Here is a 13016-nt window from a genome sequence, read left to right as displayed (position 1 = left end):
ACCAGGATTGCCCCGAGGAAGCCACGAAATGCTCGACACCAGAACGATGCTTGCCTGCGCCGCGGCTTTGTTCACTTCGGCCGTGGCGATCGTTGTTCTTCGCCGCCTCGCGGAGCCGCTGGGCCTGCTCGACCGGCCCAACGATCGCAAACAGCACCTGGGCAGCGTGCCTCTGGTCGGCGGCCTGGCGATGTTCTGCGGCGTGCTCATCGGCGCCTGGTGGTACGGCGGCGACGCTACGCAATTCAGCCGCATGCTGCTCACCACGGCCGCCGGATTGACCATCATAGGCGCGCTGGACGATCGCCATGAACTGAGCGTGCGCACCCGCCTTCTCGTGCAGACCGGCGCCGTGCTGCTGATGATTGGAAGTACAGACGTCTATATCCGTTCGCTCGGCACGCTCAACGGCGTTCAGCTCCAACTGGGTCCGCTCGGCATCCCGCTCACCCTGATCGCCGTGATCGGCCTCTTGAACGCGTTCAACATGATGGACGGCATCGACGGCCTCGCCGGCAGCATGGGCCTGGTCGGCATCGGCTCGGTCTTCCTGTTTCATCACGGCGGCGTCACGCCGGGCGTCACGCTTCTGATCGCTCTGCTGGGCGCGGCGATGCTGCCTTACCTCGCCGCGAACCTCGGCTTCTTCGGCAAGAAGATCTTCATGGGCGACGCGGGCAGCACCGCGCTGGGCTATCTGCTCGGCTGGACGCTGATCGAACTCAGTCAGAGCCCGTCGTCCGACCTGCGGCCGACCGACGTGCTGTGGTGCGTCGCCCTGCCCGCGCTCGACACCCTCGCGGTGATGTGCCGGCGCATGCGCAACCATCAGTCGCCATTCAAACCCGACCGTGGACATATCCACCACATGCTGCTGCGCCTCGGTCTCAGTCCGCGCATCACGCTGCTGGTGCTGGTGATCACCGCGATCCTGCTGTCCTTCATCGGCCATATCGTGCGCGACTACGGCCAGCTGGCGAGCCTTGGCCTGTTCGGTTTTCTGCTGCTGGCCTACATCCTCGGTACCACCCGCCGCGCCAACATCGCGGCGAACCAGGCCGTGCAGCAGCGGGGACAGTGAGCGCGGGCGGCAACGCCCGCGCCGGGGTGTCAGCGCCATGCTCGACTACCTCGTCAACCTGAGCATCAGCCATCCGATCACGCAGGCCTGGCTGCTAGCCGGTCTGGCGGTGCTGTGCCTGCTGGCACGCCGTCTCCGCGCAGGGCTCGGCATCGCCGCGTTCATTCCGGTGTGGCTGCTGCTGTGTGCGACACCGGCCTTTGCACATGGCCTTCAGCGACTGCTGGAAGGCCAGTACGAGGCACGTCCGCCATCGGCCTATCCCAGGAGCGATGCCATTGTGATATTGGGCGGTGAGGCCATACGCGATGCCGAGTCCGCCTGGCGCGGCGAGCCCGGTGGCTTGGCCAACAGTCGCGAAGGCTTCGGTTACCTGCTCTATCGCGCCGGCCGCGCGCCCGTCGTGCTGCTCTCCGGCGACAACGACGCACGACGCATGGCAACCATCCTGGAACGTGAAGGCGTGGATCCGGCCGCGCTGCGCCTGGAGACGGCCAGCCGCACCACCTACGAGAACGCACGCAACAGCGCGGCGCTGCTGCACCGCGAAGGCATGCATACCATCCTGCTGGTGACCTCGCCCGCGCACATGCCGCGGGCCGCAGCGAGCTTCGAGAAACAAGGCCTGCACGTGATACCCGCACCTGCCCTGCCCCCGCCGGAACCGCGCGGCAACGCATGGAAGCCGCGCCGCGCCGTGCTGTGGGACGCCTCGCACACGCTGCACGAATACATCGGCCTGTGGGTTTATCGCCTGCGCGGCTGGGCTTAGTCGCGGCGCGTCCTTAGCGCTTGCCGCCAAATTCCACCGTCGCGCCGTTGGCCACATGCGGCACGTCGGTATCGACGCGATTGTCGTATTCGAACGAGGCAGCATCCAGGCGCACGTCGCCCTTGCTGATCCGGAACTGCTTGCCCGTGCTGAGGAAGGCCATCGGCACCGGCCTAGCGCCGGCTGCGGCACGACTGCGCCTCACCGTATTGCCCGAGATCACTACCGAGTCGATGTGTCGCGCGCTGTCGGCCGCCTCGTCCTCGGAGAAGTTGATGCAGGTGCCGTAGATGTCGATGAAGGTATTGCCGGCGCACACCAGGCCGCTGACGCCGAGCACGCCGATCGCGCCCATCTGCGGGCGGATCCCGATGAACGTGTTGCCGGTGATCACCGCGTTGACCGCATTGCGGCTGCGCGCCGAGGCCATGTCGCCCAGGCGTATCGCATCGCCCCCGGCACCGGCGCCCGGCGGCGAGCGCTCGAAAGTGCAGCCCATCACACGCGCACCGCTCAGGCCCTTGATCGCCAGGTCCGTGCGCACCGAATTGAGAAAATGGCAGTTGCGCACGGTCAGGTTGTCGGGCGTGTCCGCTGCGGTTTTCGGCCGGGTCGAACTGTCGATGCCCCAGTAGCAGTTGCGGAACTGGCAATCGATCACCTGCCAATTGCCGATGTTCCCGCCCTTCTGGTGCCCGTTGAAGAACGTGATGCCCGCAGTGTTCACCGTATCGATATCGATGAAGCTGCAATGGCGGATCGTCACGTTGCGATACACGCTGAAGTCGTGGTCCGGCTCGAAGTCGATGCCGCCCACCGAATGAGACAGTTTGGCGTTGCCGATATTGCGAAAAATGCAGTTCTCCACCACGAGCCCGTCGCAGTCGATGATCGACAGGCCGTTGCGGTTGTCCTTCACCGCGCCATCGAATACGCAGTCGCGTACGGCGACCCGTTCGTTGTGGCGCTCGGTGCTATGCAGCGTTCCCGAGCCCACGTACATCCCGTCACCGCGGAAGCCGTGGAAGGTCACGCGCTCGACGGTCAAGTCCGACGTCGCGTTCGCCGCCAGCAGGTAGTAGTACTGCGAGTAGCCGAACTCCTCCACGCGCCCCTCCAGCCGCAGATCGTGCACGCGGATGTTGCGCATGTTGTCGGCCACGCGCGACGTGCCGCCGTCCTTGAGGTAGGTGGCCAGCATGAATTCGCAGGCCAGCGAATCGTCGAATGAACGCAGCACGCTGCCCGCGCCCTCGCCATACAGCTCCAGGCCGGAGCGCAGGTTGAGCTGCTTGACCAGGTAGACGCCGGTCGGCACGAGCACACGGCTGCCGCCGTCGATCGCCTTCTGGATACCAGCCGTGCAGTCGTAGCGGCTGCGGCCGGCGCGGATCGCGGCGCGCTCGGCCGCGGGCAGGAAGTCCAGTACGTTGACCGGGGTATCGGGCATGGCCGCTCCTCGTGTGTGTGCGGATCCGATCGCGCGACGGTTCGCGCGACATGCTTTCCCCTGAAGCGGCGAGTCTAGGCAGATGCGGCGTCCCGTGGTTTACCCGCGCATGAACCCATTCCTTGCGATCCCGCGCAAGAACTTCTACGCCGCCTGCTTCAGAGGCACCTCGACTTCGCCGCACAGTTCGCGATAGACGTCCACGGTACGGCGAATCACGATGCGCTCGTCGAACTCCGCATGCGCCTTCGCCCACGCGGCTTCGCCCAGGCGCCGTGCCAGCACGGGGTCGTCATCCAGGCGGCGGATGGCGTGCGCCAGCGCCTTCGCATCGCGCACCGGCACCAGCAGTCCGTCCACGCCGTCGGTGACCACTTCGCGGCAACCGGGCACGTCGGTCGTAATCAACGGCTGCGCGCAGGCCGCCGCTTCGATCAGCGTCTTGGGCAGGCCTTCGCGATAGCTGGGCAGCGCGACGACATCGACCGCACCCAGCAAGGTCGCCATGTCGTCGACATGACCGAGCCAGTTCACCACGCCTTCGCTGACCCAGCCACGGACGGTTTCCTCCGGCACCGCGGCGGGATTGCCCGGGTCGGGGGTGCCGGCGAGCAGGAACTCGATGCGCCGTCCCTCGGCCAGCAGCTCGCGCGCCGCCGCGACGTACTCCTCCAGACCTTTGTCCCACAGCAGGCGTGCCGCCACCAGCACGCGCAGCGGCCCGGACGAGCGCTCGCCCGTGCGCTTGGTAAAGCGCGAACAGTCCACGCCGGAACCGCGCACCAGCCGAATGCGCGACGGATCGATCAGCCCCGCGCGCTCGAACAGCGCGACGTCGTCGTTGTTCTGCAGGATGAGCCTGGCGCCCTCGCCGTCCAGCGCCAGGCGCAGCAAGGCGCGCACCACCGGACGCAACGCGCGCGCCTTCAGGTCATCGCTGGTGAACACGTAGCCCATGCCCGCCACCGCGTTGACCCGCGCCGGCACGCCGGCCAGGCGCGCGGCGAGCGAACCGTACACCGCGCACTTGATGGTGAAGCCGTGCACCAGTGCCGGCTGCTCACGCCGCAGCAGCGCGGCGAGATGGCGCAGCAAAGCCACCTCGCGCAGCGGGTTGAGGCTTCGCCGCTCCATCGGCAACGCCTCCCAGCGCAGTCCCAGGGCCTGCAGCTTTTCGCCGTAGGGCCCGGGCGGCGACAGCAGCAGCAGTTCGTGCCCTGCCCTATGCAGGGTCAGCGCCAGCGAGCGACGGAAGTTGTAGAAATACCAGTCGGTATTGGCGAACAGGACGATCTTCATGGAAGCACGTACCGCATCGGGGGTGGGGATCGCTCGCGCGGTTCCGCCACAGACGGCGCATGCGCCGGTCTGCGTGGAGCGCGTTCATGCCGGTTTCCCCTGTTCGGCGCCCAGCCAGGCCTGGAACATGAGCACGTTCCACAGCTGGTGCTGCCAATTGCGTTTGCCGCTCAGATGCTCGGCCCACACACGCCGGATCGGCGCGGGACGCAGATAGCCTTCGCGGCGCAAGCGTTGTTCGTCGAGCAGGCTCTCGGCCCAGTCGCGCAGCGGACCGCGCAGCCAGCTGTCAAGCGGCACGCCGAAGCCTTGCTTCGGACGTTCGATCATGGCCTGCGGCACGTGCCGGTACAGCACCTGGCGCAGCAGCCATTTGCCCTGGCCGTCGCGGATCTTCAAGTGCAGCGGCATGCGCCAGGCCAGCGCGACCACGCGCGGATCGAGCAGCGGCACGCGCGTCTCCAGGCTGTTGGCCATCGCCGCGCGGTCCACCTTCACCAGGATGTCGTCGGCCATGTACGCCTGCGCGTCCATCGCCATCATCCAGTGCTCGAGGCTGTCGGTCTGCGGCCAGGCCTGCGGGTCGGTCAGCAGCGTCGGCGGCTCGGCGGCGCCGTGCACCAGGCTTTCCGGATCGCTCCACTGGCTGGTGAGCTGATGAAAAAACTGCTGGCCGCTGGAGAGTGTCAGCACGCCAGCCAGCTTCTGCGCCTTGTCGCCCGGGGTGGACACGTGCAAGCGCCGCGGCAGCAGCACGCGGGCATGCTCGTACCAGCGGTCCCAGGTGGCCGGCGGCACGGCGCGCAGAGCGCCGGCGGCGGCGTGGCGCACGAACGACGGCAGGCGTTGCATGCGTTCCCACACCCGCCGCACGGCGAGGTAACGGTTGTAGCCGCCGAACAGTTCGTCGCCGGCATCGCCGCTGAGCGCAACGGTGACATGACGACGAGCAAGCTGGCTGACCAGATAGGTCGGGATCTGCGAACTGTCGGCGAACGGTTCGCAGTACATCGACGGCAGCTTCGGAATCACCGCCAGTGCATCGTCCGGTCGCACGTACAGCTCGGTGTGGTCGGTGCCAAGATGCGCCGCGACCGCCTTGGCGTGCGCGGCCTCGTCATAGCCGTCCTCGCCGAAGCCGATGGTGAAGGTCTTCACCGGCCGGCTACTCTGCTTCTGCATCAGCGCGACGATGGTGCTGCTGTCCACGCCGCCGCTGAGGAAGGCGCCCAGCGGCACATCGGCCAGCATCTGCGCGCGCACACTTTCGGCCAACTGCGTCTCCAGCGCGTCCACCGCTTCCTGCTCGCTACCGAAGAACGGCTCGGCCATGCCAGCGGCGACCACGTCGTTGTAGCGCCAGTACGGCCGCGGCTCGACTTCGCGCGGACCGTCCGCGTGATAGCGCAGCACGTGGCCAGGGCGCAACTTGAAGATGCCACGATAGATGCTGTACGGCGCGGGCACACAGTTGTGCCGCAGCAGCAGAGCCAGTGCGTCGCGGTCGATGTCGGCGCGAAAGCCCTCGTGCGCCTTCAACGCCTTCAGTTCGGACCCGAACAGCAGGCTGCCGCTCTGCCAGCCGTAATAGAGCGGCTTCTCGCCGAGGCGGTCGCGCGCCAGCGCGAGGCTGCGCTCGTGCCGGTCCCACAGCGCCACGGCGAACATGCCGATGCACGCCTGCAGGCTGCGCTCAAGCCCCCACGCCGCGATGCACGCCACCAGCGTCTCGGTGTCGGAGTGGCCGCGCCACGCCGGCGCGCTGCCTTCCACGGCGAGATGCGCGCGCAGTTCGAGATGGTTGTAGATCTCGCCATTGAACACCGCCACATAGCGGCCACAAGCCGAATGCATCGGCTGATGGCCCGCCGGCGACAGATCGATGATGGCCAGGCGCCGCTGCGCCAGCGCGATGCCGGCGCCCTCGTCGCTCCACACGCCACCATCGTCCGGGCCACGATGCAGCAGTTGTGCCGTCATGGCGAGCGCGGTGCGCTCCAGCCGCTCGCGCGGCGCGCCGGCCGGTGTCCACAGTCCAGCGATGCCGCACATCAGCCGGCCTCCACGGTGCGCAGCACGTCAGCCAGGCGCGGGGCCTGCGAGGCGAGGCTGTAATCGTCTTCCACCCGGCGGCGGCCGGCACGGCCCTGGCGCTCGCGCAGCAGCGGGCTTTCGATCAGGCGGCACAGGCTGCGCTGCCAGTCATCGTCGTTCGCAGCGAGAAAACCGTTGTCGCCGTGGCGCACGATGTCGGCATTGACGCCGACCGGCGAGGCCACCACCGGCAGGCCACAAGCCATGTACTGGATGATCTTGTAGCCGCACTTGCCGCGCTCCCACGGACCGTCGCGCAACGGCATGATGCCGATGTCCATGCGGGCGATCTGCTCGGCCTCGGTCTCTTCAGACCACGACGCCACTTCGACGTCGATCCCTTCGAACTGCGCTGCCGTCTCCGGCCGCGCGCCGACCAGCAGCAGGCGCGCTGCGCCGCCGGCGCAGGCACGCAGCAGCACATCGCGGATGTCCAGCGCGTAATGCTCGGTCGCCGGCGAGCCAATCCAGCCGATCGCCGGCTGCGCGCGCTGGCCGTGGCTCACCGTGGCGTAGCGCTGCTCGTCCACCACGGTGGGGATGATCTCCACGCGTCCGGCCTTCGCCTGCTCGGCGCGCGCGGCGAGATAGGGATTGCCGGCGATCACGCAGGCCGAGCGCGCCATCACGCGGTCGATCTTGCGCCCGAGCACGCGGCGTACCACCGGGCTGGGCGAGAGGTCGTACTTGTGGAACAGCGCGTCGTCGTAATCCACCACGTAAGGGCGCGCGCCCCGCGAAAGCGCAGCCTCCAAACCATACGGCAGGTACGGAAACAGCTCGCCCTCGATCCAGGCCAGGTCGTGCCCGGCGCCACGGAACAGTTCGGCGATGCGCCGACCGTAGTAGCGCCACGCAGTGAACTTCGCCGCCTGCGGCCGCGCGCCATACAGGCCTTCCAGATAGGAATCGGGAAACAGCTCGTGCACGTCCACGTCGATGCCCTGCCGCTCCAGCTCGTCCAGGTACTGCAAGCTGCGCAGTCGCGTGCTCGGACCCAGACGGGAATAACGGGAGAACAGGGCTACTTTCAGTCGCTTCATGCAGGCGCTCGCTCGGTCCCTCTCGGGTATTCCACGAACAGCGCCACCAGCGGGATGGTGTACATCCACTGGAACGCGAACGCCTCGATGTAGGGATTCGTGTTGGAAGCGATGAACGCGGCCACGAAGGCGCTGAACAGAAACTTGTGGTGCGGCGGCAGCTTCCTGGCCTTGGCCAGCATCAGCACGCGCCAGATGTAGACCACGAACGGTAGCGCATATACGGCCGCGCCGAGCAGTCCGACACGGTAGATCGTGGCCAGCCAGACCAGCTCGTAACGCCACGGATATTCCGTGCTGCTGACGAAGCTCACGCCCTTGCCGTGGCCGGCGCCGATGCCGCCGTTGTCGAGGATACCCTCGAACAGCGAGCCGGCCATGCCCACGCGAGAGCTGCCGCCGCCGGAGCTGAGCTTGTCGGCGAAGCTGTCGTAGATCACTTCAAGGCGGATGCTGGTGTAAGTCTGCAGCAACACCACCACCGCCACCATGCCCACCACCATCGGCAGGCCTACCTTGACCAGCCGCGCCAGCGGCGAACGTATGCTGCGCCGGAACCCCAGCGTGCGCGAGCCGAGCAGGCGCCCCAGAACCCAGCCCACCGGAATGGCCAGGATCAGCGCCGAACGGCCGGAGGTGACCGCGCTCACGAAGATCATCGCCAAAACGGCCATTCGCAGCAGGCGGTTGCGGATCAGTTCCGGCGAGCTGTAGAAGCCGCCGGCCAGGAAGATCAGCGAACCGTACACATGCATGATCGCGCCGGCGAAGCCGCCCTGCAGGTTGATGTTGGCCTGCCCCTTGAAGAAGAACGACACGGCATCCGCGCCGTAATGGAAGTACAGGTAGAAATACACGGCCACGCTGGCGCAGGCGAACACGGTCAGCACGACGAACCAGTCGACCAGCCGCTCGGGCCCCGGCGCGCGCATCAGGCCCGCCGCCACCAGCATCCACAGCAACGGCGACAGGAGATAGATCACCAGCATCTGCGCGGCCGCTTCCGGCGGCGCGTCGTTGAGATAGCCGACGGCGGTGTAGATCACCGTAATCAGCGCCGTGCACACGTACAGCGCCAGCAGCTTCTTGAAACCCAGGCCCAGGCGGAAACCGGGCAGCGCCAGCACCGCGGTCAGGCCCAGCAACGCCGCGGTGGGTACCGGCAGCGAATTGGGCACCACCACCGCCAGCAGCAGCAGGCCGATCGCCGACAGCAGGAACAGGTGCCGGCGCGTGATGCTGCGCTCGCTCATCGGCACGGGGCCGGGCATGCCGCGCATCGAAGGCGAGAGAGACGGATTCATAAGGCCACCATGTCGGCGATCCACCGATCCAGTACGCCGGCCTGCACCACCTTGCTGTAGGCGTCGATATCGCGGCGCCTCTCGGCCGGCACGGCCAGGATGCGGCGCAAGGCTTCGGCGCTCTCGCCGCCGCCTTGCGTCACCAGGGTTCGTCCGGCGCCAGTCTGGGCCAGGATCGACGAGGCCGCGCTCTCCACACGAGACACGCACACCACCGGCAAGCCGGAAGCCAGGTACTCGAACACCTTGCCAGGAATGCAGCCCGCGCGGTTGCCGGTAAGCAGCAGCAGGCGGTCGCAGCGCTTCATCAGCTGCAAGGCCAGCCCCCGCCGCACGGGCTTAATGGTGGTGACGCCGAAGCGCGCGCGCTGTAGCGACCGCTGTTCGCCCTCGGTCAACTCGCCGACGAACAGCACGTGACGACGAGCATGGCCGTCCTCGAGCGCGTTCATCAGCGAGATGAAGTGCTCCATGCTCTGCGAGGCCGAAGCGTCGCTCGCGCCCACACGGCCAAAGTGGCCGATCAGCATGGCACCCTGGGGAGTCTCCCGCTCCAGCAGGGCTGCCGCCTCCTCGACATCTTCTTCGAGATGTTCCGCGAAGTCGTCGGGATCGAAGCCATTCGGCAGCAGGCCGGTGCGCTTGCCCGGATAGCGGCGCGCGAAATCCTCCACCAGCGCCGGACTGACCGAGGTGACCAGACTCGCCGCGGCAATCACCCGCGCTTCGATCAGGCGACGTGCGGCATCGGCGGCGATGCCCGGCCGGCCCAGCGGTTCGAACACCAGCCCGTCGCGGAAATCCTGGATGCATGGCAAACCGTGGCGCGAAGCCAGGCTCGCCGCGGCGATCAGTGCGTCGATCGGCGAATAGGTGCCGATCACGACGCAGCGCTCGCCGGCCGCCAGCCGTTCGCTGCAACGCCGATCCGCCTCGGCCAGCGCATTGACCAGCCAGGGGCGGCTGGCGGCATCGCCACCGCGGGCCGCAACGAACGGCAGCGCGGGCACGAAGGCCGAAGCCATGCTCAGCAGCGACGAGACCAGCGACGACTCGCTGCCCACGCAGTGTCCCGGCAGCCGGATCACTTCCACCGCCGACGGGCCCGACACCGTCGGCACCGCGCCCTGTTCGCGCGCCAATACATGCACCCGGTAACGCTTCTCGTCCAGGTACTTCATAAGGCCCTTGAAGCGCAGCGCGGCGATGTTGCCGGTGGCGTGATGGGCGGCGAACAGGAAGAGATTGATCTTGCTCATTGCGCTCCATTTCCACGTAGCTCAGCCGGCGCACTTGCCGCGCGCAACCGCACGTTCTGCACGGCTTTCGCACAGGCCCGCACGGCCAACGAAAGCGAAGTACGGAACCACGCCAGCGACACCAGCCCCAACCCGGCCCACAGCCACAGGAAGGCGCCGCGGTGGTGTTCGCCGAACAGCACGACAGCCACTGCCAGCGCGGTCACCGCCGCGGTGGCCGAATACAGCCGCGCGCGCGGTACGATCCGCCATACGCGGCACGAGAACTCGGTGCGCGCGACCAGAAACAACAGGAACGACACCGCGGTGGAGATTGCCGCGCCGCCCGCGCCCAGCCGCGGCACCAGCAGGTAGTTGCCGACCACGTTGGCCACCGCGGCCAGGAACGAGGCCAGCATCGAATACATGCTGCGGCGCGCGAGACTGATGCCCACCGCCGCGCATTCGGACAGCGCATACAGCAGCGGCGGCGCCAGACTGGCAGCCACCAGGTATTGCACGCGGTCGTAGGTCGCCGGCAGCACCAGCGCCAGCACCCAGGACAGCAGGCCGGTGGCAACGAAGATCAGCACCACCGCTGCCAGCAGGTGATCGGTGACCGCATCGATTTTCGCCTGCGCATCGCCCTCGGCGGCCCAGCGATACACGGTCGGCGCCCACACGGTGGAGAAGATGCTGGACACGATGCCGGCCGCCGCGGCAATGCTCGCCGCCACCGAGAACACGCCCAGCTCCGTCAACGTCGACAACTGGCGCAGGAACACCCGGTCCATGGCCATCAGCGCCCAGGAGGCCACGCCACCGAAGATCAGCGGAAAGCCGAACGCGACCAGCGCGCGCAGACGCTGCCGGTCCACCCGCGCCGCCAGCGCCGGTACCCAGGCGTGGCGGGTGTTCCAGGCGTAGGCGAACATCACCGCCACGATCGAGAGCGTGTACGCCGCCAGCAGCATGAAGAAAGTCCGCCCCGGCACCGCGAGCGCATAGACAACCACCAGCGCCAGGAAAAGCAGCTTCGGCAGCACCTGGCTCATGGAGAAAGCCAGACCCTTCTCTTCCATGCGCAGGATGACCGACAGGAAGCGCGAGACGAAGGTGGCCAGGATCGACACCGCCGCGATCGCGCTCAGCGCGCTGTCGTCGACCGCGAACAGCGCCTGCGACAGCGAACCTCGCGCGATGACCATCATCGCCACCAGCAGCAAGCCCAGGATAAGCAGGCCCGGCAGCGCTGCAGATTTCAGCAGCGCCGGCTTGTCGGCCGACTCGTGATATTCGCGCGCATAGCTCTGATCCAGCCCGAAGGTGAACAGGATCACCGCGAAATTGGTCGCCACCTGCAGCATGGCGATGCGGCCGATGTCCTCGGCGCTGAAGAACCAGGCCAGCATCGGCAGTGTGACGAAGCCGACCGCCGCCGAACCGAGCGGACCGAGCGCGAAACCGAGCAGCTTGCTCCGGTTCATTGCCCGGCCACCTTGCCCGGCGACGGCTCGGCGTATTCGCGCCACTGGCCCGGCTCGCGACCCGTCACCGCGTCATAGACCCCACGCAGACGCGCCACCATTGCACTTTCGCCGAAACGTTCCAGGCAGCCCTGACGGATCGCCGCCGCGTCGTAGCGGTCGATTCGCTCGCGCAGCTCGCGCATGGCATCGGCCAGGGCATCCACATCGTCGACCGGTACGAGCAGGCCGTCGCGCGCCGTGATGATGCCTTCCGGGCCGCCGCAGCGGGTGGCCACCACCGGCCGGCCCATCGCCAGCGCCTCCACGATGGCCACGCCGAAGGTTTCGTAGCGGCTGGGATGCACCAGCGCCTGCGCACGCGCCAGTTCCTCGGCCACCTGCTGACGCGTCAGCGCGCCGAGGAAGCTCACGCGGTCGGCGATGCCCAGTTGCACGGCCAGCTTCTCCAGCCGCGCGCGTTCCGGGCCGTGGCCGCCGATGCGCAGGTGCACTTGCGGCGCGCTGGCGAAGCCGCGTGCGAAGGCTTCGAACAGCTTGTGGATGCCTTTGTTCTCGTTGAGCCCGCCCACGGTAAGAAAGGCAAAGCGGTCCTCGACCGCCGCATCGCCCAGCGGGCGCTCGCCGAACGAGGCATCGACAATGTTGGGCATCACTTCCCACGATCCAACGTCCGCGCCGAAATAGCCTTCGAGAAAGCCGCCGAACGAGGCACTCACCGCGAAACGCCGCCGCGCGTCGCGGGCCACTTCGCGCGCAATGCGCGCCTGGGCAGCACTCACCCGGCCGCGCGGATACATGGAGCTGTGCTCGGTCAGCACGTAGGGCACTCCCTCGCGCAGCCATAGCTGCCGCGCCAGCGCGCCGCCGTACAGAGCGGAGTGGGCGTGAATCACGTCCGGGCGGCCGAACTCGGCGACGTACTGCCGGTACAGCTTCAGGCCATGGCGCACCCACCACGCGCAGGCGGCGTGATGCAGCAGCGGGAACGGATTGAGGCCCGGCGAGCGCAGCACCGGCATGCCCTGGTCGAACTCGCGCCGCGGACCGTTCTGGCTGCCGGTCAGCCCGCGCCATTGACGCATCGAGCGCAACTGCGGATAGATCACGCCCAGCTTGCAGCCGTGCCGATGCAAAGCCAGCGCCTGCTCGCGGAAGAAACTGCCGTTGATGTCACCCGGACGGGCCAGATACCAGGACGGAATCACCAGCACGTGGAAGTCGTCGCGGACGGCGGATGCGTACATG

The 13016-nt window shown here is 67.6% G+C and carries 10 protein-coding genes; 2 read left to right on the top strand and 8 right to left on the bottom strand.

Features of this window, described 5'->3' with window-relative positions; translation table 11 throughout:
- Positions 1–28 precede the first annotated feature (28 nt).
- A complete protein-coding gene (locus tag ACNR9O_RS00940) occupies positions 29–1081 on the top strand; it encodes a hypothetical protein (RefSeq protein ID WP_473683840.1) in 1053 nt (350 codons plus the stop codon).
- 37 nt (positions 1082–1118) lie between these two features.
- Entirely contained in the window at positions 1119–1853 is a 735-nt protein-coding gene (locus ACNR9O_RS00935) for a YdcF family protein (protein WP_473683842.1), read from the top strand.
- A gap of 13 nt (positions 1854–1866) precedes the next feature.
- Here ACNR9O_RS00935 and ACNR9O_RS00930 read toward each other — a convergent pair whose 3' ends face one another.
- From ACNR9O_RS00930 to ACNR9O_RS00895, 8 genes are all read right to left on the bottom strand, one after another.
- Positions 1867–3303, bottom strand: a complete 1437-nt coding sequence (locus tag ACNR9O_RS00930; RefSeq protein WP_473683844.1) for a glycoside hydrolase family protein — start codon at positions 3301–3303, stop codon at positions 1867–1869.
- A 144-nt stretch (positions 3304–3447) separates the two neighbouring features.
- The gene (locus ACNR9O_RS00925) at positions 3448–4602 is read right to left on the bottom strand and encodes a glycosyltransferase family 4 protein (protein WP_473683846.1); all 1155 of its coding nucleotides are present in this window, start codon (positions 4600–4602) and stop codon (positions 3448–3450) included.
- 84 nt (positions 4603–4686) lie between these two features.
- A complete protein-coding gene (gene asnB / locus ACNR9O_RS00920) occupies positions 4687–6654 on the bottom strand; it encodes an asparagine synthase (glutamine-hydrolyzing) (RefSeq protein WP_473683848.1) in 1968 nt (655 codons plus the stop codon).
- On the bottom strand, positions 6654–7739 hold the full coding sequence (locus ACNR9O_RS00915; protein ID WP_473683850.1) for a glycosyltransferase family 4 protein: 1086 nt from the start codon (positions 7737–7739) through the stop codon (positions 6654–6656). The genes asnB and ACNR9O_RS00915 overlap by 1 nt, the downstream gene beginning before the upstream one ends.
- The gene (locus ACNR9O_RS00910) at positions 7736–9043 is read right to left on the bottom strand and encodes a hypothetical protein (RefSeq protein ID WP_473683852.1); all 1308 of its coding nucleotides are present in this window, start codon (positions 9041–9043) and stop codon (positions 7736–7738) included. Before ACNR9O_RS00910 ends, ACNR9O_RS00915 begins: the two co-directional genes overlap by 4 nt.
- Positions 9040–10302, bottom strand: coding sequence for a glycosyltransferase (locus tag ACNR9O_RS00905; RefSeq protein ID WP_473683854.1), 1263 nt, complete (start codon positions 10300–10302; stop codon positions 9040–9042). The genes ACNR9O_RS00910 and ACNR9O_RS00905 overlap by 4 nt, the downstream gene beginning before the upstream one ends.
- Complete coding sequence (locus tag ACNR9O_RS00900; RefSeq protein ID WP_473683856.1) at positions 10299–11768, bottom strand: lipopolysaccharide biosynthesis protein; 1470 nt, start codon at positions 11766–11768, stop codon at positions 10299–10301. Before ACNR9O_RS00900 ends, ACNR9O_RS00905 begins: the two co-directional genes overlap by 4 nt.
- The gene (locus ACNR9O_RS00895; protein ID WP_473683858.1) at positions 11765–13015 is read right to left on the bottom strand and encodes a glycosyltransferase; all 1251 of its coding nucleotides are present in this window, start codon (positions 13013–13015) and stop codon (positions 11765–11767) included. Before ACNR9O_RS00895 ends, ACNR9O_RS00900 begins: the two co-directional genes overlap by 4 nt.
- Position 13016: the final 1 nt, after the last annotated feature.

The organism is Dyella sp. CR10 (assembly GCF_055814425.1).
Note: the sequence above shows the minus strand (reverse complement) of the source record. Positions and strands in the feature narration are given on the sequence as shown.

Excerpts from the sequence above, each read along its gene's own strand:
- ACNR9O_RS00940 (WP_473683840.1), top strand. The coding sequence starts at position 29 with ATGCTCGACACCAGAACGATGCTTGCCTGCGCCGCGGCTTTGTTCACT.
- ACNR9O_RS00935 (WP_473683842.1), top strand. The coding sequence starts at position 1,119 with ATGCTCGACTACCTCGTCAACCTGAGCATCAGCCATCCGATCACGCAG.
- ACNR9O_RS00930 (WP_473683844.1), bottom strand. The coding sequence starts at position 3,303 with ATGCCCGATACCCCGGTCAACGTACTGGACTTCCTGCCCGCGGCCGAG.
- ACNR9O_RS00925 (WP_473683846.1), bottom strand. The coding sequence starts at position 4,602 with ATGAAGATCGTCCTGTTCGCCAATACCGACTGGTATTTCTACAACTTC.
- asnB (WP_473683848.1), bottom strand. The coding sequence starts at position 6,654 with ATGTGCGGCATCGCTGGACTGTGGACACCGGCCGGCGCGCCGCGCGAG.
- ACNR9O_RS00915 (WP_473683850.1), bottom strand. The coding sequence starts at position 7,739 with ATGAAGCGACTGAAAGTAGCCCTGTTCTCCCGTTATTCCCGTCTGGGT.
- ACNR9O_RS00910 (WP_473683852.1), bottom strand. The coding sequence starts at position 9,043 with ATGAATCCGTCTCTCTCGCCTTCGATGCGCGGCATGCCCGGCCCCGTG.
- ACNR9O_RS00905 (WP_473683854.1), bottom strand. The coding sequence starts at position 10,302 with ATGAGCAAGATCAATCTCTTCCTGTTCGCCGCCCATCACGCCACCGGC.
- ACNR9O_RS00900 (WP_473683856.1), bottom strand. The coding sequence starts at position 11,768 with ATGAACCGGAGCAAGCTGCTCGGTTTCGCGCTCGGTCCGCTCGGTTCG.
- ACNR9O_RS00895 (WP_473683858.1), bottom strand. The coding sequence starts at position 13,015 with ATGTACGCATCCGCCGTCCGCGACGACTTCCACGTGCTGGTGATTCCG.